Annotated in this window: 18 protein-coding genes; 12 read left to right on the forward strand and 6 right to left on the reverse strand. The window is 70.0% G+C overall.

Annotated features, from left to right (window positions below; all coding sequences use genetic code 11):
- Positions 1-9: 9 nt before the first annotated feature.
- From ASF45_RS21770 to ASF45_RS21780, 3 genes are read left to right on the forward strand one after another with little or no spacing between them, the layout of a single operon-like run.
- Entirely contained in the window at positions 10-1,305 is a 1,296-nt protein-coding gene (locus ASF45_RS21770) for a cytochrome P450 (protein WP_056667798.1), read from the forward strand.
- A gap of 17 nt (positions 1,306-1,322) precedes the next feature.
- Positions 1,323-2,738: an aldehyde dehydrogenase family protein gene (locus ASF45_RS21775; RefSeq protein ID WP_056667801.1), complete on the forward strand. Its 1,416-nt coding sequence runs from the start codon at positions 1,323-1,325 to the stop codon at positions 2,736-2,738.
- 28 nt (positions 2,739-2,766) lie between these two features.
- Positions 2,767-3,561, forward strand: coding sequence for an SDR family NAD(P)-dependent oxidoreductase (locus tag ASF45_RS21780; protein WP_056667803.1), 795 nt, complete (start codon positions 2,767-2,769; stop codon positions 3,559-3,561).
- Here the strand turns inward: ASF45_RS21780 and ASF45_RS21785 are convergent.
- Both ASF45_RS21785 and ASF45_RS21790 read right to left on the reverse strand, forming a co-directional pair.
- Positions 3,554-4,597, reverse strand: coding sequence for an AraC family transcriptional regulator (locus ASF45_RS21785; RefSeq protein ID WP_056667806.1), 1,044 nt, complete (start codon positions 4,595-4,597; stop codon positions 3,554-3,556). The genes ASF45_RS21780 and ASF45_RS21785 overlap by 8 nt on opposite strands.
- 13 nt (positions 4,598-4,610) lie before the next feature.
- Complete coding sequence (locus ASF45_RS21790; RefSeq protein ID WP_056667809.1) at positions 4,611-6,845, reverse strand: acyl-CoA dehydrogenase; 2,235 nt, start codon at positions 6,843-6,845, stop codon at positions 4,611-4,613.
- A gap of 177 nt (positions 6,846-7,022) precedes the next feature.
- On the opposite strand from ASF45_RS21790, the gene ASF45_RS21795 reads away from it, so the two are divergent.
- The 3 genes from ASF45_RS21795 to ASF45_RS21805 all read left to right on the forward strand — a co-directional run bounded on the left by ASF45_RS21795 (position 7,023) and on the right by ASF45_RS21805 (position 10,309).
- Positions 7,023-7,874, forward strand: coding sequence for a FadR/GntR family transcriptional regulator (locus ASF45_RS21795; protein ID WP_235580996.1), 852 nt, complete (start codon positions 7,023-7,025; stop codon positions 7,872-7,874).
- Positions 7,875-8,089: 215 nt separating this feature from the next.
- Positions 8,090-9,298: a CaiB/BaiF CoA-transferase family protein gene (locus ASF45_RS21800; RefSeq protein ID WP_056667812.1), complete on the forward strand. Its 1,209-nt coding sequence runs from the start codon at positions 8,090-8,092 to the stop codon at positions 9,296-9,298.
- 30 nt (positions 9,299-9,328) lie between these two features.
- The gene (locus ASF45_RS21805; protein ID WP_056667817.1) at positions 9,329-10,309 is read left to right on the forward strand and encodes a tripartite tricarboxylate transporter substrate binding protein; all 981 of its coding nucleotides are present in this window, start codon (positions 9,329-9,331) and stop codon (positions 10,307-10,309) included.
- Positions 10,310-10,356: 47 nt separating this feature from the next.
- On the opposite strand, the gene ASF45_RS21810 is transcribed toward ASF45_RS21805, so the two are convergent.
- From ASF45_RS21810 to ASF45_RS21820, 3 genes are read right to left on the reverse strand one after another with little or no spacing between them, the layout of a single operon-like run.
- A complete protein-coding gene (locus ASF45_RS21810) occupies positions 10,357-11,175 on the reverse strand; it encodes an enoyl-CoA hydratase/isomerase family protein (RefSeq protein WP_056667820.1) in 819 nt (272 codons plus the stop codon).
- 10 nt (positions 11,176-11,185) lie between these two features.
- The gene (locus tag ASF45_RS21815; RefSeq protein WP_056668755.1) at positions 11,186-11,584 is read right to left on the reverse strand and encodes a Zn-ribbon domain-containing OB-fold protein; all 399 of its coding nucleotides are present in this window, start codon (positions 11,582-11,584) and stop codon (positions 11,186-11,188) included.
- A gap of 5 nt (positions 11,585-11,589) precedes the next feature.
- A complete protein-coding gene (locus tag ASF45_RS21820; RefSeq protein WP_056667822.1) occupies positions 11,590-12,756 on the reverse strand; it encodes a thiolase domain-containing protein in 1,167 nt (388 codons plus the stop codon).
- Between the two features lie 69 nt (positions 12,757-12,825).
- On the opposite strand from ASF45_RS21820, the gene ASF45_RS21825 reads away from it, so the two are divergent.
- From ASF45_RS21825 to ASF45_RS21850, 6 genes are all read left to right on the forward strand, one after another.
- Entirely contained in the window at positions 12,826-13,608 is a 783-nt protein-coding gene (locus ASF45_RS21825) for an SDR family NAD(P)-dependent oxidoreductase (protein ID WP_056667825.1), read from the forward strand.
- Complete coding sequence (locus ASF45_RS21830) at positions 13,605-14,639, forward strand: phosphotransferase (protein WP_056667828.1); 1,035 nt, start codon at positions 13,605-13,607, stop codon at positions 14,637-14,639. Before ASF45_RS21825 ends, ASF45_RS21830 begins: the two co-directional genes overlap by 4 nt.
- Positions 14,640-14,665: 26 nt before the next feature.
- Positions 14,666-15,712: a hypothetical protein gene (locus ASF45_RS21835; protein ID WP_056667831.1), complete on the forward strand. Its 1,047-nt coding sequence runs from the start codon at positions 14,666-14,668 to the stop codon at positions 15,710-15,712.
- Complete coding sequence (locus tag ASF45_RS21840; protein WP_056667834.1) at positions 15,709-16,518, forward strand: enoyl-CoA hydratase/isomerase family protein; 810 nt, start codon at positions 15,709-15,711, stop codon at positions 16,516-16,518. The genes ASF45_RS21835 and ASF45_RS21840 overlap by 4 nt, the downstream gene beginning before the upstream one ends.
- 12 nt (positions 16,519-16,530) lie before the next feature.
- Positions 16,531-17,397 carry a MaoC/PaaZ C-terminal domain-containing protein gene (locus ASF45_RS21845; protein ID WP_056667838.1) on the forward strand — a complete coding sequence of 289 codons (867 nt, stop codon included), beginning with the start codon at positions 16,531-16,533 and terminating at the stop codon, positions 17,395-17,397.
- Positions 17,398-17,476: 79 nt separating this feature from the next.
- Complete coding sequence (locus ASF45_RS21850) at positions 17,477-18,739, forward strand: MFS transporter (protein WP_056667840.1); 1,263 nt, start codon at positions 17,477-17,479, stop codon at positions 18,737-18,739.
- Positions 18,740-18,755: 16 nt separating this feature from the next.
- On the opposite strand, the gene ASF45_RS21855 is transcribed toward ASF45_RS21850, so the two are convergent.
- Positions 18,756-19,871, reverse strand: coding sequence for an AraC family transcriptional regulator (locus tag ASF45_RS21855; RefSeq protein ID WP_056667843.1), 1,116 nt, complete (start codon positions 19,869-19,871; stop codon positions 18,756-18,758).
- Positions 19,872-19,916: the final 45 nt, after the last annotated feature.

Below are 19,916 nucleotides of genomic sequence, written 5' to 3' on the forward strand. Positions count from 1 at the left end.
GACCACACGATGGGCATTTCCGATCTGGACGGCGAGATCGCCAGCCACCAGCTTTACGCAGACCCGGAGCGCATGCACGCGGTGTTCGACCGCCTGCGGCGCGACGACCCGCTGCACTGGACCCAGGCCCCCGGCCATCCGCCGTTCTGGGCGGTCAGCAAGCATGCGGACGTGGTCGAGGTCGGCAAGCACCCGGACGTGTTCATCGCCGAGCCCAAGACCTTCCTGCTCGACGACGAGGACCTGCGCGTCCGCATCGCCGAGACCGCCGCGACCGGCGGCAAGCTCGTGCGCACCATGATCCACATGGACGACCCGGACCACAAGAAGTACCGCGGCCTCACCCAGTCGTACTTCATGCCGGCCAACATCAAGCGGCTCGAGGCCATCGTGCAGGACCGCGCCCGGGCCCTGGTGGGGCGCATGCTCGAGCGCGAGGATGGGTGCGAGTTCTGCAACGAGATCGCAGTCTGGTATCCGCTGCAGATCATCATGACGCTGCTGGCGGTGCCGGAGAGCGACCACGCCTACCTGCTCAAGCTGACCCAGCAGTTCCTGGCGCCCAAGGACCCCACGCTCAAGCGCGACGGGCCCGAGGCCCAGGGCAAGGGGGCGGTCGCACGCGAGTACTTCGCCTACTTCGGCAAGATGCTGGCCGAGCGCCGCGCCGCACCGCCGACCGACGACCTGGGTTCGCTCATCGCGCACGCGCAGGTGGACGGCAAACCGCTGGGCATGATGGAGGCGGTGTCCTACTACGTGATCCTGGCCACCGCCGGGCACGACACCACCAGCTCCTCGATGGGCAGCGGGCTGTACCACCTGCTGCGCCAGCCCGGCGAGCTGGAGCGCCTGCGCGCGCGGCCCGAGTGGATGCCGTCGGCCGTCGAGGAAATGTTCCGCCACGGCACCCCGGTCAAGCATTTCGTGCGCACGGCGGCGCGCGACCACGTCCTGCGCGGCCAGACGATCCGTGCCGGCGAAGAGGTGGCATTGATGTACCACTGCGCGAACTTCGACGACGAGGTGTTCGAGGATCCACGGGCCTTTCGCATCGATCGCAGCCCGAACCGCCATGTCGCGTTCGGCTTCGGCGTGCACGCCTGCCTCGGCCAGAACCTGGCACGCGCCAGCATGCGCACCTTCTTCCAGGAACTGCTGGCGCGCACGGCACGGATCGAACTGCTCGGCGATGCGGCCTTCATCGCCAGCAACCAGGTCGGTGGCCTGAAGACACTGCATGTGCGGGTGACGCCCGCGGCGGCCACAGCGAAGGCCGCGCAAGGCGAGGGCGCTGCCGCATGAGCGGGCCGGCGACCCCCATGCTGTGCACCCCGGCCATGACCATCGGCGGCCGGGCCGTGCCGGGCGCGCGCAGCTTCGATGTCCTCGACCCTGCGACCGGCCAGGTGGTCGGGCAGGCGCCCGACGCCAGCGACGAACAGCTGGACGCCGCCGTCCAGGCGGCGCGCGCCGCGTTGCCCGACTGGGCTGCGCGGCCCTGGCGGGAGCGCCAGGGCCTGCTGGTCGAGGTGGCCAAGGTCTACATGGCCCACCAGGAAGAACTGGCGCAGCTGTTGACGCGGGAGCAGGGCAAGCCCCTGGTGCGCTCGCGCTCGGAGATCGCGGGCGCCGCGCACTGGCATGCGGAGTTCGCGAAGATGGAACTGGCAGACCTGGTGCTGCAGGACACGCCGCAGGCCTATGTGGCGGTGCGGCGGATGCCGGTGGGCGTGGTCGGCGCCATGGTGCCCTGGAACTATCCGGTGGTGCTGGCCGCCTGGAAGACGGCGCCCGCGCTACTGGCCGGCAACACCATGGTGCTCAAACCCTCGCCGTTCACGCCGCTGGGCACGCTGCGCCTGGGCGAACTGCTGCGTGACGTGCTGCCGCCCGGTGTGCTCAACACCGTGAGCGGCGGCGACGCCCTGGGCCCGCGCATGACGGCGCATGCCGGCTTCGACAAGCTGTCGTTCACCGGCTCGTCCGCCACCGGCCGCGCCGTCATGCGCGGGGCCTCCGGCACGCTCAAGCGGCTGACGCTGGAGCTGGGCGGCAACGATGCCGCGATCGTCATGCCCGACGTCGACATCGACGCGGTGGCGAAGGAGCTGTTCTGGGGCGCCCTGGTCAACAGCGGGCAGATCTGCATCGCCGCCAAGCGCCTCTACATCCACGAGTCCATCTACGAGCGCATGGCGCAGGCCCTGGTGGCGCTGGCGGCATCGACCCGCATGGGCCCCGGCACCTGCGATGGCGTGGAGCTCGGCCCCGTGCAGAACCGCCGGCAGTTCGACCGCCTGCGCGAGCTGCTGGCCGACTGCCGGCAACGCGGACTGCGGCTGCTCTGCGGTGGCGAGCCCGCCCCCGGTCCGGGGCTGTTCTTTCCGGTCACGCTGGTCGACAACCCGCCCGACGATGCCCGGATCGTGCAGGAGGAGCCATTCGGCCCCATCGTGCCGCTGCTGAAGTTCCGCGACGTCGACGAGGTGGTGGCCCGTGCCAACGCCTGCGCGTACGGCCTGGCCGGTTCGGTGTGGTGCCGGGACGAGGATCAGGCGCTGGCCATCGCGCGGCGCCTGGAGACGGGCACGGTCTGGATCAACGAGATCCAGACCGCCTCGCCGCACAAGCCCATGGCCGGCCGCAAGCAGTCCGGCCTGGGCGTGGAGAACGGCCAGGAGGGCCTGATGGGCTACACGCAGCCGCAGACCATCTCGCTCAAGCGCGCCGCATAGACGCCACCCTCACCAACGAAAGCACACCATGCAACTGAAAGACAAAGTCATCCTCGTCACCGGCGCGGCCAGCGGCATCGGCCGCCAGGCCTGCCTGACCCTGGCCAAAGGCGGCGCACGCGTCTTCGCGACCGACCTGAATGGCGCCGGCGCCGCCGAGACGGTCGGGCGCATCGAGGCCGAAGGCGGCCAGGCCGCCAGCGTTGCACACGATGTGACCGACCCGCAGGATTGGCAGCGTGTGGTCGGCGACATCGACCGCTTGGCAGGCCGGCTCGACGGATTGGTCAACTGTGCCGGCCTCATGGTCGTGCGGCCGTTCCAGGACACCGACTTCGCGCTCTACCGCCGCCAGCAGACCGTGAACGTCGACAGCGTCTGGCTGGGCTGCCAGGCCGCGCGCGCCTTGATGGCGAAGACCGCGGCGCTGGGCAAGGCCTGTTCGATCGTCAACCTCTCGTCGATCCTCGGACAGAAAGGTGGCAGCATGCATGCGGCCTACTGCACGTCCAAAGGCGCGGTGCGGCTGATGAGCAAGGCGCTCGCGGTGGAACTGGGCCGCTGGCAGATCCGCGTGAACTCGGTGCATCCCGGCCTGGTGGAGACACCGCTGGGGATCGGCTCGATGCAGGACATGATCAGCCACGGTGTGCCCATTCCCTCCGTCGAGGCCGCGGTTGGCATGGTGGCGCAGCGCACACCCCTGGGCCGCATGGCGCAGCCGCAGGACGTGGCGAACGTCATCGCCTTCCTGTGTGCGGACGAGTCGGCCTACGTCACGGGCAGCGAGCTGACCGTGGACGGCGGCTACAGCATCAACTGAGCGGTGCCGCTGGCGCCGCGCCGCGTTGGCGCCGGTAGTCCAGCGCGGTCATGCCGGTGGCGCGCTTGAAGGCCCGGTAGAAGGCGCTGGGGTCCGAGAACCCCAGCCGGTAGCCGACCTCGGCCACGCTCAGCTCCGATTGTCCGAGCAACCGCATGGCGGCATCGCGGCGCAGCGTGTCGATGATGGTGCGGTAGCTCTGGCTTTCCTCGTGCAGCCGGCGGCGCATGATCTTGGCGGTCAGCCCCATGGTGCCGGCCAGGGTCGGCAGGGCGGGCAGCTGCGCGATGTCCCAGCGCTTGAGGCAGCGCCGCACCTGCAGGGCCAGCGGCACGTCCTCGCGGTAGGGCGCGAGGCGGCGCAGCGGCCAGTGCAGGATGAAGGTCCGGAGACCGCGCATGTCGGGCACCACGCGGGCGTCCAGCCAGCGGGCCTCGAACACGATGCGGCTCGGCCTGCCACGGCGCAGCGGCGCTTCGAACAGGCTGTCGGCCGGCGCCGCATCGGAGTAAGAGGCCGGCAGCGCCACCTCGCGCAGCACGATGGACTGCTGCACCATCCACGACATCAGGCCGATCGCGGCGTACAGCAGCACCAGATGTCCGGTGGCGCGGTAGGTGTCGGGCAGCGTCAGGTCGACGATCTCCAGCGACGCGGTGTTGCCCTCCACGCGCAGCCGGGGCACGAAGTCCTCCAGCAGCAGCCGGTACAGGCTGCAGCCCAGCCGCAGCGCCTCGCCCAGGGTGGCGCAGCGCAACATCTGCTGGGCCACGAGCAGGAAGGTGCCCGGGCGCACCGGCCGCGTGCCCAGCGCCATCATCTCGTCGCGCAAGGCGTGCTGCATGCCGCGCAGCGCGCTCGCGAACTGGACCAGGGTCACCACATGGGACGGGTCCGCCAGCTGGGCGGGTGTCAGATGGCAGCGGCGCAGCAATTCCTCCGTGTCCAACCCCCTGGCGCGTGCGGGCTCGAGCAGCAGCCGCAGGTAGCGCAGCGCCAGGCCGTCGCCAATGGGTACTGCGCAAGGCTCCGGCATCGGTGTATCGGTTTCACCGCGGCAGGCCCAGCCCGCGCTGGGCGATCAGGCTGCGCTGGATCTCGTTGGTGCCGATGCTGATGGCCCACATCAGCGCATGCCGCAGGTTCTGCTCGATCCGGCCGCGCAGGATGGCGCCCGGGCTGCCTTCGCCCAGGGTCGCCACCATGCCCAGGATGTCGAGCGCGGCCTCGCCGAAACGCTCCATGAGTTCGCCCGAATACACCTTGCTGACGGCGGCGTCCTGCAACGGGGTTTCGCCGCCGTCGACCTGGGACGCGCAGTGCATCATCATCTGGCGGCCGGCCTCGATCTGCGCGGCCAGGTCGCCGATGCGGTCGCGCACCAGCGCGTCGTCGCGCAAGGGGCGCCCGTGGGCCTCGGCCGTGCGCACGTGGGCGCAGAGCAGCTCGAAGGCGCGCGCGACCTTCATCACGATGCCGCCGCCGATCAGGCCGCGCTCGGTGGCCAGTGCGCCGGTCAAGGCCTTCCATCCCCCGTTGACCTCGCCCACGATGGCATCGGCCGGCAGGCGCACGTTGTCGTAGAACACGTTGGCGAAGCTGCCGCCGTACATCGTGGTGGAGGTCTTGATGGTGATGCCCGGCGTGTCCATCGGCACGATGAACAGGCTCAGGCCCGCGTGGCGAGGCTTGGCGTCGGGGTCGGTGCGGGCGGCCAGCAGCATGTAGTCGCCCCAATAGGTCGTGGTCCAGATCTTCTGACCATTGATCAGCCAGCCATCGCCCTTCTCGTCGTGCACGCGCTCGGCGCGGGTGCGCATCGATGCGAGGTCGGATCCGGCGTCGGGCTCGCTGTAACCCATGCCGTAGATGGCCTCGCCGCGCAGGATCTCCGGCAGCAGCCGCTCCTGTTGCTCCGGCGTGCCATAGACCTGCAGGATGGCGGCCTGCACCGGCGCACCGACACGCGGGGCATCGACGCGCTCGATCTCTTCCACGAAGGCGATCTGCTCCAGCGCGCTGCGCTCCTGGCCGCCGAAGCGGCGTGGCCAGGACAGCCCCACCCATCCGGTCCGTCCCAGGGCATGGGCGAACTCCTTGTTGTATTCGCGCTTCTTGAACGACAGCTTCTCGTGGGCTTCGCGCTGTTGTCCCGCCCAGTTCTCGGCCAGCCACGCCCGCACTTCCTGCCGGAAGGCGTTGCCGGCCACACCCAGGTCGTACTCCGGCAAGGTGCCGCCGTCGCCATCCAGGAAGAAGGCCGCCAGTTCCTCCCGTGCGCGCCGGCCGCCGCCGTGGCGCAGCACGTCCAGGTGCACCTGCTTGAAATGCCGCGGGGCTTCGTGCTCCTCGCTGTAGCCGATGGCGCCGAACGTGTGCTGGATCTCCAGCATCGCCAGGCGCAGGTTGCTGCCGGCCAGGGACCATGCGGCCGCGCTGAACCAGTGCCACTGCGCCGTGCCCAGGTCGTATTGCAGCGCGGCGTTGGCGTTGCACAACTGCAGCCCTTGCAGCGCGATGTGCACATTGGCCAGCTTGTGCTGGATCGCCTGGAAGCTGCCGATGGCCTGGCCGAACTGCCGACGGATCTTGGCGTAGTCCACGACCAGCTCGAATGCGCGCTGGGCGGCGCCCCAGGCGCGCCCGGACAGGCCGAGCCGGGACCAGGCGGCCAGGTCGCGTGGCGCGCCGGCAGGCAGCGGCCGGTGCACGCCCGCCACGCCGTCGAGCCGCAACCGGTACAGGCCCTGCGTTCCCATCGCAGGCGTGGCGTCCAGGTGCACACCCTCGGCATTGGCCTGCACGAAGACCACGGCCGGGCCGGGCACCAGCAGGGCGAAATGCGTGGCCGCATGGGCCGCTTCGACATACGCGATCTCGCCGCTGATCCGATTGTCGGCCCAGGTGAGCGCAGGTGCAGCATCGGCGCCGTCCATCGCCAGGACCACGCAGGCGTCGCCGCCGCGCATGGCGGCCAGCGGTGTGTCGCGCTCGTCCAGGCGCAGCAGGTTCAGCAACGCGGCCGACAGGACCGGGGCAGGGGAGGCCGCACGGCCCAGCTCTTCGATGACCAGAACGATCTCGCGCATGCCGCCTTCCGCGGGGTCCGTGCCGAGGGCCGCGACCCCCTGTTCGGCCAGCAGCTTCCACTGCGCGCGGACGGCCGTGCCGCTGCGCGACAGCTCGACGGCCTGGTCGACCGGCCAATGGCGCTCCAGGAGCCGGCGTACGGCGTCGCGCAGGAGGCCGCGTTCTTCGTCGGAGGGGAATGTGCGTTCGTTCATGTTGCCCAGATTTTTGTCAATGGTTGCACCATTATGGCGGCAATGCACGGGATTGGGAACAGTGGCGGGCCAGACCTCGTCTTATCATGCGGACCCAAGCACCCAGCGGTCGGCGCCATTCGATCGTTCCTGCGCCATGTCATTTCCATCTTCTCGCGCCCAAGAGGGAGTAGTTCAGTGCCCCGTTCCAGAATCGACAGTGCCGCGGCCGACGCCGCACCGAAGGCCGAGCCGTCCGCATCGTTCAGCGCCATCAAGTCGGCGCGCGCATTCGAGGAAATTGCCACCCAGATCCGCGACGAGCTGATCGCGGGGCGGCTCAAGGTCGGCAGCCGTCTGCCGGCCGAGCGCGCCCTGTCGGAACAGTTCGGGGTGTCGCGCAACACCTTGCGCGAAGCACTGCGCTCGCTCGAGCATGCGGGGCTGATCCGCCTGCAGAAGGGCGCCAGCGGCGGCGCGTTCATCAGCGAACGCAGCGGACAAGCCATCGTGACCGGCCTGCTGGACATGTACCACGTCGGCGCCATCCAGCCGGCCCAGTTGACGGAGGCGCGCATCTGGCTCGAATCGGTGATCGTGCGCGAAGCCTGCGTGCGCGCCACGCCGGAAGACCTGGCCCTGCTGCACCACAACATCGAAGAGGCCGCCCAGGCCAATGCGGAAGGCAACTTTCCGCTGCGGGCGCAGAAGCACCTGGAGTTCCACCGCATCCTGGCGCGCATGACCGGCAATCCGATCATGGTGATCATGATGAACGGCATGCTCGACGTGCTGCAGCACTTCATCAACTCCATCGGCGACTACAGCAACGTCTTCGTGCTGCCGTCGCGGCGCCGGTTCATGAAGCACATGGAAGAGGGCAACGTGGCCGCCGCGGTGGAGGAGATGGAGACCAGCCTGAAGCGCCTGCAGCGCAGCTACCTGTCGCGTGTGGAGGTCAAGGCCGATGCCACAGCGGCCGCGCCGACGCCGGCACCGGTGGGCAGGAGCACCAGGCCGGCCCGCAAGACGCGGGCCGAGCCCGACTGAACCGACGCGCCTCCCCAGCGTTGTCCGGCCAGCCGCTTGCGGCTGGCTTTTTTTTGCGCGCGGTCACGCGTTGACAGAAGTCGCCCAGGACGCATAACATGAGTCAATGGTTGGACCATAAAGCCTGACTGCCTCGTGGCGCGGCCCGCCATCCGCCGAGGGCAAAGCGCCAGTTCTGCCAGCGATCCCCCATTGATACCGACGAGAGACAAGCCATGCCCCAGACCCCCCCCGACCGGCCCGGCATCCTCGATGGCGTGCGCGTCATCGATTTCACCGCCATGATGTCCGGCCCCTACGCCACGCGGCTGCTGGCCGACTTGGGTGCCGAGGTCATCAAGATCGAGCCACCCGAGGGCGACCACATCCGCAGCCGCCCGCCGCGGCGCGAGGGCCACAGCACCTATTTCGCGCAGCTCAACTGCGGCAAGAAGAGTCTCGCGCTGGACCTCAAGAAGAAGTCCGCCATTGCGCTGGTCAAGCAGCTGGTCGCCACCGCCGACGTGCTGGTCGAGAACTACCGTCCCGGCGTGATGCAGCGCCTGGGCCTGGACTACGCCACGCTGTCCGCGCTGAACCCCAGGCTCGTGTACTGCTCGATCTCGGGCTTCGGCCAGACCGGCGAGTGGGCCGGGCGCAGTGCCTACGCGCCGGTGCTGCACGCGGCTTGCGGCTTCGACCTGGCCAACCTGGCCTACCAGGACGGCATCGAGCGGCCCTTGAAGAACGGCATCTTCATCGCCGACGTGCTGGGCGGCTCGCTGGCCTTCGGCGCGATCCAGGCGGCGCTGCTGCGCGCGGCGCGCACCGGGCAGGGCGACCAGGTGGATCTCTCGCTGATGGACGCCATGGTCGGCATGCTGGTCTACGAATGCCAGGAGGCGCAGTTCCCCGCCGAGCGCCGCCGCCCGCTGTACCAGCCCACCAAGGCGAGCGACGGCTTCCTGCTGATCGCGCCTGTGAGCCAGAACAACTTCGAGGCCATGGCCCGCGCGGCCGGCCACCCGGAATGGATCGCCGACCCGCGTTTTGCCACCATCCAGGCGCGCGAACACCACTGGGGTGAACTCATGGCGCTGCTGGACGACTGGGCCGCCAGCCGCACCGCCGCGCAATGCGAGGACGCGATGAACGCGGGCGGCGTGCCCAGTTCGCGCTACTTCAACATCCGCGAGGCCATGCAGTTGCCGCCCGTCGCCGGGCGCGGCGCGCTGCAGACGATCCACGACGGAGCCGGTGCGTTCCAGGTTCCCAATCCTGCCTTCCGCTTCCACCACACGGCTGCGCACGCGCGCGACAGCGTGCCCGAGCTCGGCGCGGACGGCCCGGCGCTGTTGCAGTCCCTGGGGCTGAGCGAAGCCGAGATCGAAGCCATGTGCGCCGAGGGTGCCGTGCATTGGCGCGCACCGGCCGAGCAGGCCTGACCCCCACCCGGCGACAACGAGGAGACCGACATGCATTCCCATCCGCTGCGGCGCCGCGGCGCCCTGGCCCTGCTCGCGGCCACCGCCGCGTTGCCCGCCTGGGTGGCGGCGCAGAATTTCCCCAGCCGCCCCATCACCATCGTTGTGCCTTATCCGCCGGGCGGCACCACCGACGTGCTGGCGCGCGCGCTGCAGGACCCGCTGCAAAAACTGCTGGGCCAGCCGGTGATCGTGGAGAACCGGCCGGGCGCCTCGGCCATGCTGGGCGCCAAGCTGGTGGCGCGCGCGCCCGCGGACGGCTACACGCTGCTGTTTCCGAACAACGGCCTGGTGATTTCTCCGCACATCACCAAGGATGCGGGCTATGCCCCGTTGACCGATTTCGCGCCGGTGTCGCTGGTGTCGCTGCAACCCATGGTGCTCGTGGTCAACCCGTCGGTGCCGGCCAGGACCTTGCCGGAATTCATTGCCTACGCCCGGGCCAACCCCGGCAAGATCAACTACGCCAGCGCCGGCCCGGCCTCCTTCGGCCACCTGGCCACCGTGCAGTTCGCGCGGGCTGCGGGTCTGGCGCTGGAGCACATTCCCTACAAGGGCCAGGCGCCGACCACACAGGCGGTGTTGTCCGGCGAGGTGCAGATGCTGCTGTCGACCAGTTCGGCCCAGATGAACGCCTTCATCAAGGAAGGCCGGGTGCGGCTGCTGGGTGTCAGCTCGGCCCAGCCGTCGCCGCTGGTGCCCGGCGGCGTGCCGATCGCCCAGACCCTGCCGAACTTCCAGGCCGATGTGTGGTTCGGATTGTTCGCGCCGGCGGCGACGCCCAAGGACGTGGTCGCGCGCCTGAACGATGCCATCGGCAAGGCACTGCAGCAGCCCGAACTGCGGGCCCGCTTCGAAACCGCAGGCGGCCAGGCGGTGGGCAGCACGCCGGAGCAGATGAAGGCGCGCATCACCCAGGAGTCCGAGGGCTGGGCCACCGTCATCAAGGACGCCAACATCAAGGAAGAGTGAGACGACGCGCGTCCGTGCCACAGGATGGCGCGGACGCAGGCCGCCGGTCAGCGGGCGCCAGCCTTCGGTGCCGGGCCGAAGCCGGTGTAGGGTGGCGGACGCTTGGCCAGCATGGCCTCGACCGCCAGCCGCGGTTCCGGCGCCGCAAAGGCCGCGCCCTGGCTGTTCGCCTCGATCGTGAACATGGTGTGCTGGTCGGAGTCCAGCGAGGCGTTGAGCGCCGCCTTGGTCAGGCCCAGCGCGGTCGGCGACGCATGCGTGAGCCGCAGGGCGATGTCGCGGGCGCGCGCCTCGATGTCCTCGCTGGCATGCACCTCCATCACCAGGCCCATGGCGCGGGCCTCCTCGGCATCGAGCTCGCGCGCTGAGAAGATCAGCTCCTTGGCGCGCTGCAGGCCGACCATGCGCGGCAGCAGGTAGGTCGGCCCCAGGTCGGGCACCACGCCCAGCTTGAGGTAGGACATGGCAAAGCGCGCCTGGGGCGTGGCCAGCACGATGTCGGCCGTCAGCGCGAGCGTGAAGCCGGCGCCGAACGCCGGCCCGTCCACCACCGCGATCAACGGGCGCGTCAGGTGCAGCAGGTCGTTGATCAGGCGCAGGCCCGACTGCAGGCGCTGCTGCCAGTAGGCCGGCCCGGCATCGAGCTGCTCCTGGATGAACTGCAGACTGCCCCCTGCGCAGAACGCGCCGGGCGTTCCTGCGAGCACCAGCACCCGGATGCCGAGGTCGGCACGCACGCGGTCCAGCACCTGGATCAGGTCCTCGCGCAGTTCACTGTCGAACGGGTTGCGCTTCTTGGGCCGGTTCAGGCGGATCCAGCCGATGCCGTCTTCCGCTTCGAAATCGAGGGTTTGCAACTGCAGCATGCGCAACGCCTCAGGCAGGCGTGAACATGGGCACCACGCCGCCGCCTTCGGCCGGCTTGAAGCAGACCTGCACGCGCTGGCCGATGCGCAGTGCATCGAGATCGCAGTCGACGATGTTGGTCAGCATGGTCACGCCCTCGTCCAGCGTCACGTAGGCGATGGCATAGGGGATGGGCCCGGCGCGGCGTGTCACGCTCACGCTGTAGATGCTGCCTGTGCCCTTGGTGTCTTCCCATGCGGTGTCGCCCATGCAGAACGGGCACACCGGCCGCGGGTACCAGTGCGGCTTGTGGCAATCCGTGCAGCGGCGCAGGCGCAGCACGCCATCCCTGGCGCCGGCGAAGAACGTCTCGGTCGCCGCGTCGATGGCGTTGGCCGCAAGGGGTCGGTCCTGGTGCATCGTGGTCATCGTGTTCACTCCCGTTCCATGATCAGTGTGGCGCTGCCGTGGCGCGAACCCAGCAGACCGCCCGTGCCCTGGGCCAGCGCCAGCGTGCAATTCGGCACCTGGACTTTCGGGTGGGCCTCGCCGCGCAGCTGGCGCACGGCCTCGATCACCTTGGTGATGCCGCCTCGGTTGGCCGGATGGTTGTTGCACAGCCCGCCGCCGTCGGTGTTGAAGGGCAGCCTGCCCACCCCCGAGATCAGGTTGCCGTCGGCAACGAACCGGCCGCCTTCGCCCTTCTTGCAAAAACCCAGGTCTTCCAGCTGCATCAGCACGGTGATCGTGAAGCTGTCGTAAATCGAGGCGTACTGGATGTCGGTCGGCAGCACCCTGGCTTCCTCGAAGGCGCGCGGCCCCGACAGGGCGGCGCCCGACCAGGTCAGGTCGACCTGCCCGCCGAGCTGGCCCTTGATGGCTTCGCCGGCGCCCAGCACATTGACGACGGGCCGCTTCAGCGCGCGGGCGATCTCCGGGCGCGTGACGACCAGCGCGCCGCCGCCGTCGCTGACCACGCAGCAATCCAGCTTGCGCAGCGGGTCGCTGATCATGGGGGAGGCCAGCACGTCTTCGACGGTGACCACCTCGCGCAGCATGGCATGCGGGTTGTGCTGCGCATGGGTGGAGGCGGCCACCTTGATCCAGGCCAGTTGCTCGGCCGTGGTGCCGTACTCGTGCATGTGCCGCGCCGCGGCCAGCGCGTACATGTTGACCGTGACGGGTCCGTATGGCATCTCCCAGGGCACGTCGGGCGTGCCCGCGGCCACGATGCGCGGCGCGACACCGCTGGAGCCTTCGCTGCGTGGACGTCCGGCCAGCGTGATGAGGGCCACGTTGCACTTGCCCAGGGCGATGGCCTGGGCCGCGTGGGCGACGTGGATCAGGTAGGCCGAACCGCCGGTGTCGGTGCTGTCCACGTGGCGCAGCTTCAACCCCAGGTAGTCGGCCATGTTGTTGGCGCCCAGGCCCGGCGCGTCGCCGGCGCAGAAGTAGCCGTCGACGTCCTGCAGCGTCAGGCCGGCGTCCGCCAGCGCGCCGCGCGCGCATTCGGCGTGCAGCTGGGCGACGGTCTTGTCCGGTGCCTTGCGGGTGGGGTGTTCGTAGGCGCCTGCGATGCACGCGCGTCTGCGGATGGTCATGGAGGTCTCGTGTTGACGTTGGAACGGCCATGATCGTATCATTGGTTCTACCATCAAACAAGGAAACCCATGTCTTCTGTCGCTCCCATCGTCTCGCTCGAAGGCCGCACCGTGGTTGTCACCGGTGCTGGCCAAGGCATCGGCAAGGCCCTCGCTGAACTGACCATTGCGCTCGGCGGCAACGTTGTCGCCGTGGACCTCAACAGCGAGACCTTGCATGCTGCGATGGCCCCGCTGCCGCAGCACCGCGTGTTGGCTGTGGTCGGCAGCGTCGTCGATCCCGACCTGGCGGCGCAGGCAGTCTTCGATGCGGCAGAGCGTTTCGGCGCTGTGCACGGCCTGGTCAACAACGCCGGCATCACGCGTCCGGCCATGATCGACAAGATGACGGCCAAGCAGTGGCAGGACGTCATCGATGTGCATCTGACGGGCACCTTCTTCTGGACGCAGGCCGTGGGCCGCCACATGCTGGAACGCGCCAAAAGCGGCGACAAGACGGGCGGCTCCATCGTCAACATCTCCTCGGACGCCGGACGCAAGGGCTCCATCGGCCAGATCAACTACGCCGCGGCCAAGGCCGGCATGCTGGGCATGACCATGACCGCCGCGCGCGAATGGAGCAAGCACAACATCCGCAGCAACTCGATCTGCTTCGGCGTCGTCGAGACGCCGATGACCGAAGTGGTGCGCGGCGAGAAGTTCCGCGACGGCATGCTGGCGCAGATCCCGATGGGCCGCTGGTCCACGCCCGAAGAGGTGGTCAAGACCGTGTGCTTCCTGCTGTCCGATGGCGCCAGCTACGTGACCGGGCAGCACCTGGCGGTCAACGGCGGCTTCCACATCAGCCTGTGACCGGGCAGCCAGACGCCGACCGGCTGGCCGCATTCGTGCGCGAGCGGGTCGAACCCTTCGATGGCGCTCTCGCTTTGCGCCGCATCGAGGGCGGGCAGTCCAACCCGACCTGGATCGTCGATGCCGGCGCACGCCGCTATGTACTGCGCAGCAAGCCCGCCGGCGTGCTGTTGCCATCGGCCCATGCCATCGAGCGCGAGTTCCGGGTCATGCAGGGCCTGGCCGGCACGGCCGTGCCGGTGCCGCGTGTGCGCGCGCTGTGCGAGGACGCCGGCGTGCTGGGCAGCGCCTTCTACCTGATGGACTTCGTCGAGGGCCGCATCCTGACGGACCAGACCCTGCCCGGCATGGCGCCGGCCGAGCGCGCGGCCCACTACGCGGAACTTGCGCGTGTGCTGGCCGCGTTGCATGCCGTGGACCATCGGTCCGCGGGACTGGCCGACTTCGGCCGCGAAGGCCGCTACGTGGAACGCCAGATCGAACGCTGGACACGCCAGTACCGCGCCAGCGAGACGGAGTCCATCGGCGACATGGAGCGGCTGATCGACTGGCTGGCCGCCCACGTGCCCGCGCAGTCGGCCACCTGCCTGGTGCATGGCGACTACCGGCTGGACAACGTGGTGTTCCACGCCACGCAGCCGCGCATCGTGGCGGTGCTGGACTGGGAGCTTTCCACGCTGGGCGATCCGCTGGTGGACCTGGCCTACCACTGCATGGGCTGGCACATCGCGCTGGGCACGCACCGCACGCTGGCCGGCGTGGACCTCGGGCCTCTGGGCATCCCGGACGAGGCGGCGCAGATCGCCAGCTACTGCCGGGCCGCCGGACGCGGCGAGGACATCGCGCACTGGCCGTTCTACCTGGCCTTCAACCTGTTCCGCCTGGCCGCGATCCAGCAGGGCGTGGCCCGGCGTGCGCTGCTGGGCAATGCCGCCAACAGCCGCGCCCGGGCGGTGGCCGAACGCGTGGCCGCCACGGCCGCGGCGGGCTGGGCCATGGCCCAGCGGGCAGCACCTGCGCTGCCACCCTGACCCATCCCAGAATTGACGGAGACCCCATGTACATGCCCCCCGACAGCCGGTTGCGGCTGGACCCGAGCGACGAATACACGCACACGCCCGAAGCGGCCGGCAACTACAACGAAAGCATGTACTTCAATGCCTTCGATGCCGGCGCCGGCCTGGGGCTGTGGCTGCGCCTGGGCAACCGCCCCAACGAAGGCCACGCCGAGATGAGCTGCTGCGTCTACCTGCCCGATGGCCGCGTCGGTTTCATGCACGCGCGGCCCGCGATCGCCGACAACCGGGCCATGGACGCCGGCGGTCTGCGCATCGAGGTGCTGGAGCCCTTCCAGCGCCTGCGCGTGCGTTACGAAGGCGATCTGCTGCTGATGGACGACCCGCTGGCCATGGCCGACCCGAGCAGCGCGTTCAAGCGCTACCCCAAGCGGCCGGCGTCGATCGCGCTGGAATTCGAGGGCGTCTCGCCCATGCACGGCGGCGAGATCGTGGCGCTGGACGGCTCGCCCATCGCGCTCGACCCCGAGCACGCGGTCTACCGCGGCCACACCGAGCAGAACATGGCCGTCCACGGCCATGTGACCATCGCCGGCGTGCGCCACGCCATCGCCAACGGCACCGGCTACCGCGACAAGAGCTGGGGTCCGCGGCACTGGCACAGCTTCTACTGGTACAAGTGGTTGCCGGTCACGTTCAGCCGCGATTTCGGCGTGCTGCTGTCCATCAAGGGCCGGCCCGACGGCGGGCCGCACCGCATCAGCGGCAACGTGCTGCGCAATGGCGTCTACGAGGAGGTGATCGACGGCCGGATCGACACCGACTACGACGGGCAGTTCATGCCGCGCGCGCTGACCGCGGAGGTGGTCACGCGCGAGGGCCGCTACACGCTGAGCGCACGGGTGCTGGCCACCGTGCCGCTGCGGCACAAGCGCGTGGGCGGCGACGCGCGCAACTACACCCGCATCACCGAGAGCATGAGCGAATACCGCTGCGGCGACCTGCGCGCACTGGGCATGACCGAATACTGCGACATCGTGCGTGACGGCGTTCCGATCTCGATCGCGCTGGAGGGCGCCGCACCATGAGCACGGCGACCTTGAGGGTCACGCACGACGACGGCGTGGCGACGATCACCCTCGACCGCCCGGAGGCCAGGAACGCCTTGTCGCCGCAGATGGCCGACGAGTTGCTGGCCGCGCTCGACGCGCTGCAACGCGACGACGCCGTGGGCGCCATCGTGCTGACCGGCGCGGGCGGCAGCTTCTGCTCCGGCGGAGACGTCAAGGGCATGGGGCAGGGCGCTGCGCGCAGCACCGAGCAACGGCGCGCCGGCATGCAGCGCTACCGCCACCTGACGATGGCCCTGCTGGGGCTGGACAAGCCCCTGGTCGCGGCACTCGACGGCGTGGCCTACGGCGCCGGCTTCAGCATGGCCCTGGCCGCCGACGTCGTGCTGGTCAGCGAGCGCGTGCGGCTGGCCATGGTGTTCCACCGCATCGGCCTGGTGCCCGACCTGGGCGCCTGGTACACGCTGCCGCGCGTGGTCGGGCTGCAGCGGGCCAAGGAACTGGTCTATTCGGCGCGCGAGATCGGTGCCGCCGAGGCATTTCGCATCGGCCTGGCCTTCGAGGTGGTGGCGCCCGATGCGCTGCTGCCGCGTGCCACGGCCATCGCCCGCAGCTTCTGCGGCGCGTCGGCGCTGGCCATGAGCCTGTCCAAGCGCGCGCTGCAGTCGTCGCTGCAAAGCGAGCTGGCCGCCATGCTGGACATGGAGGCGGCCGGCCAGGCCATCGCCAGCGGCAGCGACTACGCGCGCGAAGCCGTGCGCCGCTTCGCCGCCAAGGAGGCGCCGCAGTTCCAGTGGCCTGCCACCCCGACTTCCCCCAACTGAACGAGCTTTCCCATGATCGACTTCGACAAGACGCGCGCCTGGCAATCGGACGACGTGCGCCACAGCTACACCCACAAGGACAGCATCCTCTACGCGCTTGGCGTCGGCCTGGGCGCCGACCCGCTGGATGCGGCCCAGCTGCGCTTCACCTACGAGAAGGACCTGGTCACGCTGCCCACCATGGCCGCCGTGCTGGCCTCGCCCGGCTTCTGGATGCGCGAACGCAGCGAGCTGGGCATCGACTTCACCAAGCTCGTGCACGGCGAGCAGAGCGTGACCCTGCATGCGCCGCTGCCGGCCGCCGCGACGGTGGTCGGCAAGAGCCGTGTCACGCGCATCGTCGACAAGGGCGAAGGCAAGGGCGCGGTCATGCACGTGGAGAAGACCCTGACCGACGCCGCCAACGGCCAGCTGCTGGCCACCACCGAGCAGGTGCTGTTCCTGCGCGGCGATGGCGGCTTCTCGGCGCGGGGCGGCGGCGACGCGCCCGGCACGCCGCTGCCGGCCACGCCGGAGACCGCGCCCGACCTGGTGCTGGACCTGCCGACGCGCCCCGATGCCGCGCTGCTGTACCGGCTCTCGGGCGACATCAATCCCCTGCATGCCGACCCGGCTTTCGCCGCCAAGGCCGGCTTTGCGCGGCCCATCCTGCACGGGCTGGCGACGTTCGGCGTGGCCTGCCACGGCCTGGTCAAGGGCTTGTGCGACTACGACCCGACGCGGCTGAAGTCCATCCGTGCGCGCCTGTCGGCGCCGGTGTACCCGGGCGAGACGCTGAGGCTGGAAACCTGGCGCCTGGACGGCGGCGCGCTGGCCTTCCGCGGCCGGCTGGTGGAGCGCGACGTGACGGTGCTGACGCACGGCCGCGCGCAGCTGTGACGCGGCCTGGCCGGCGCGCTGCGCTGCAGCCGCAGCACGCCGCGACACGGGCCGTGGCGCAACCGTTCGCCTTGCGGCCGTGCTGAACGTCACCGGCGCATCTCGCCTGGGCCGCTGGTTTCCCGCCCTGGCCGAACCCGACGTGCGCCTGTACCTGGGCGGCCAGGCGCTCTCGATGATGGGCACCTGGATGCTCGACATCACGCTGAACCTGCTGGTGTGGCAGCTGTCCGGATCGCCGCTGCTGCTCGGCGTCCTCAACTTCGTGCTGTACGGGCCGGGCGTGCTCGTCGTGCCCTTGTTCTCCGGCCGGCTGACGGCGGCCAACGCCCGGCGCTGCACGCTGTGGGTGCTGGCCGCCGCGCTCGCCGTGGCCCTCGCGCTGGCCGTGCTCACCGCGCTGGACCGTTTGACGATTGGCCTGCTGTTCGCGCTGGCGCTGGCCCGTGGCGTGCTGAACGGCATGGAGGTGCCGTCGCGCCAGATGCTGCTGACCAGTTCGATCCGCAGCTCGGAGCGCATGGCCAGTGCGGTCGCGCTCAACACCGTGGTGTTCCAGCTCGCGCGCATGCTCGGGCCCGCGCTGGCCGGCGTCGTGTTCGCGACGGCAGGGCCGCTCTGCGCGTTCTCGCTGACCGCGCTGGGCCAGCTGTGCATGATCGCCTGCGTGTTCCGGCTGCGTGGGGCGGCCTCGCCCGCCGCGGCTCCGGGCGCTGGGGCGGGCCGGGGCGGTGTGCGCGGCGCGATGGACTTCGTGCGGGCAGACCGCTTCGCCAGCCTGTTCCTGCCGGTGCTGGTGTGCATGGGCCTGTTCGCCGGTTCCTACCAGACGCTGGTGCCGGTGCTGGCCGACCATGTGTTCGGCAACACCACGCGCTGGACCAGCGCCTTCTTCGCGGCCGTGGGTGTCGGCGCGGTGGTGGTCTCGGTGCTGCTCAGCACGCCGCAGATCGACCGGCTCATCAGCCGTTGCCAGGTCAGCGTGCCCTGGCTCGCTGTACTGGCCCTGGTCGGCCTGGGGCTGAGCCGCTGGCCGCTGCTGTCGCTGGCCTCGTTCGTGTTGCTCGGCGCCTGCATGGCCTTCATTGCCACGGCCACCAATGCCGTCATGCACCAGCGCGTGCCGCCGCATGCGCGCGGTGGCCTGATCGCGCTGTTCCTGATGTCCTTCGTGGGCACGATCCCGTTGGGCCAGCTGCTGGCCGGCTGGCTGGCGCAGTGGCTGTCGGTGCAGGCCACGTTCCTGTGGCTCGCCGCTGGCCTGGGCGCAGCGTTGCTGCTGTTGTTCGTGCCGCGCTGGCGTGCACTGGGGCGCCTGGAGCTCGACGCGCGACGGATCTGAGTGCGCCTGCGGCCGCTCAGGCCGGCCGGCCGCCCCCCTCGGCCGCCGCGCGGTGGGCGCGCCGGTAGGCCCCCGGCGTGGCGCCGGTCCATTGCTTGAAGCTGCGGTGGAACGTGCTGGTCTCGGAGAACGCCAGGCGTTGCGCGACCTGGTCCAGGCCCAATGCCGTCTGCGTCAGCAGATCGATGGCCGCATCGCGGCGCAGCGCGTTCTTGATGTCCTGAAAGCTCGTGCCTTGCCCGGCCAGGCGGCGGCGCAGGGCATGGGGCGTCATCTTCAGGTTCCATGCCGTCTGTTCGAGCGAGGGCAGGCCGCTGGACATCTGGCGCAGCAGGCACTGCCGCACCTTCACCCCCAGGCTGCCCTGGTCGCGAAAGCGCAGCAGCAATGCCTCGGGCAGGCGCTGCAGCAGCTCGCGCAGCTGCGCTTCGTCGGCGACGACGGGCTGCGCCAGCCAGCGCGCGTCGAACGCGATGCTGCTGTGGCGTTGCCCGCATTGCAGCGCGATGCCGAACAGATGGCGCGCTTCGCGGTGGGGCTCAGGCGGTGCGGCATGGCCCAGCGCGGCAGCATGGATGGGAATGCGCTGCTGCACCAGCCAGCAGGCCAGCCCCCAGGCCCAGTGCAGGAATGCGCAGTGCACGAACCGTCCCTGCGCCAGGGCATTCCGGTCGACCAGGACGATGCGCGCCATGCCGTCGCGCACATGCAGGTGCGCGCCGAAGTCGTCGATGGCGAGCCGGTAGATGCCAAGCCCGGTCCGCAGTGCCTGCTCCAGCGTGGCGCCGCGGCGCATTTCGGTGGCCGCCAGTGCCAGGGTGCCGGGCTTCACCGGGCGGCTGCAGCAGCCCAGAAATTCGTCGCGCAGGCGGTGGGACAGCTGCTTGAGCAGCTGCGCAAACTGCGCGATGGGCACGCGCGACAGCCCCGTGCCCGGCGCTGCGGGCGGAATGCCCTGCCGGGCCATGAGCGCGTCGGCATCGACACCGTGCCGCCGCGCCCCGCGCAGGAACGCCTCCACCCGGTTCCTGGGGATCGTGGGCTGCACGTCGGGGTGTTCGGAGGCACGCCCGCCCGCCATGCGCTGCAACGGCTGGAAGGCGAGAGGCCTGGGGAGCGGCTGGCCAGCCATGGCGTCTCCTGCAGAGTCGGCTGTTCTAATGGTTCGGCCAATGGT

Origin of the sequence: Pseudorhodoferax sp. Leaf265 (genome assembly GCF_001422365.1) — a bacterium.
GTDB lineage: Bacteria > Pseudomonadota > Gammaproteobacteria > Burkholderiales > Burkholderiaceae_C > Pseudorhodoferax.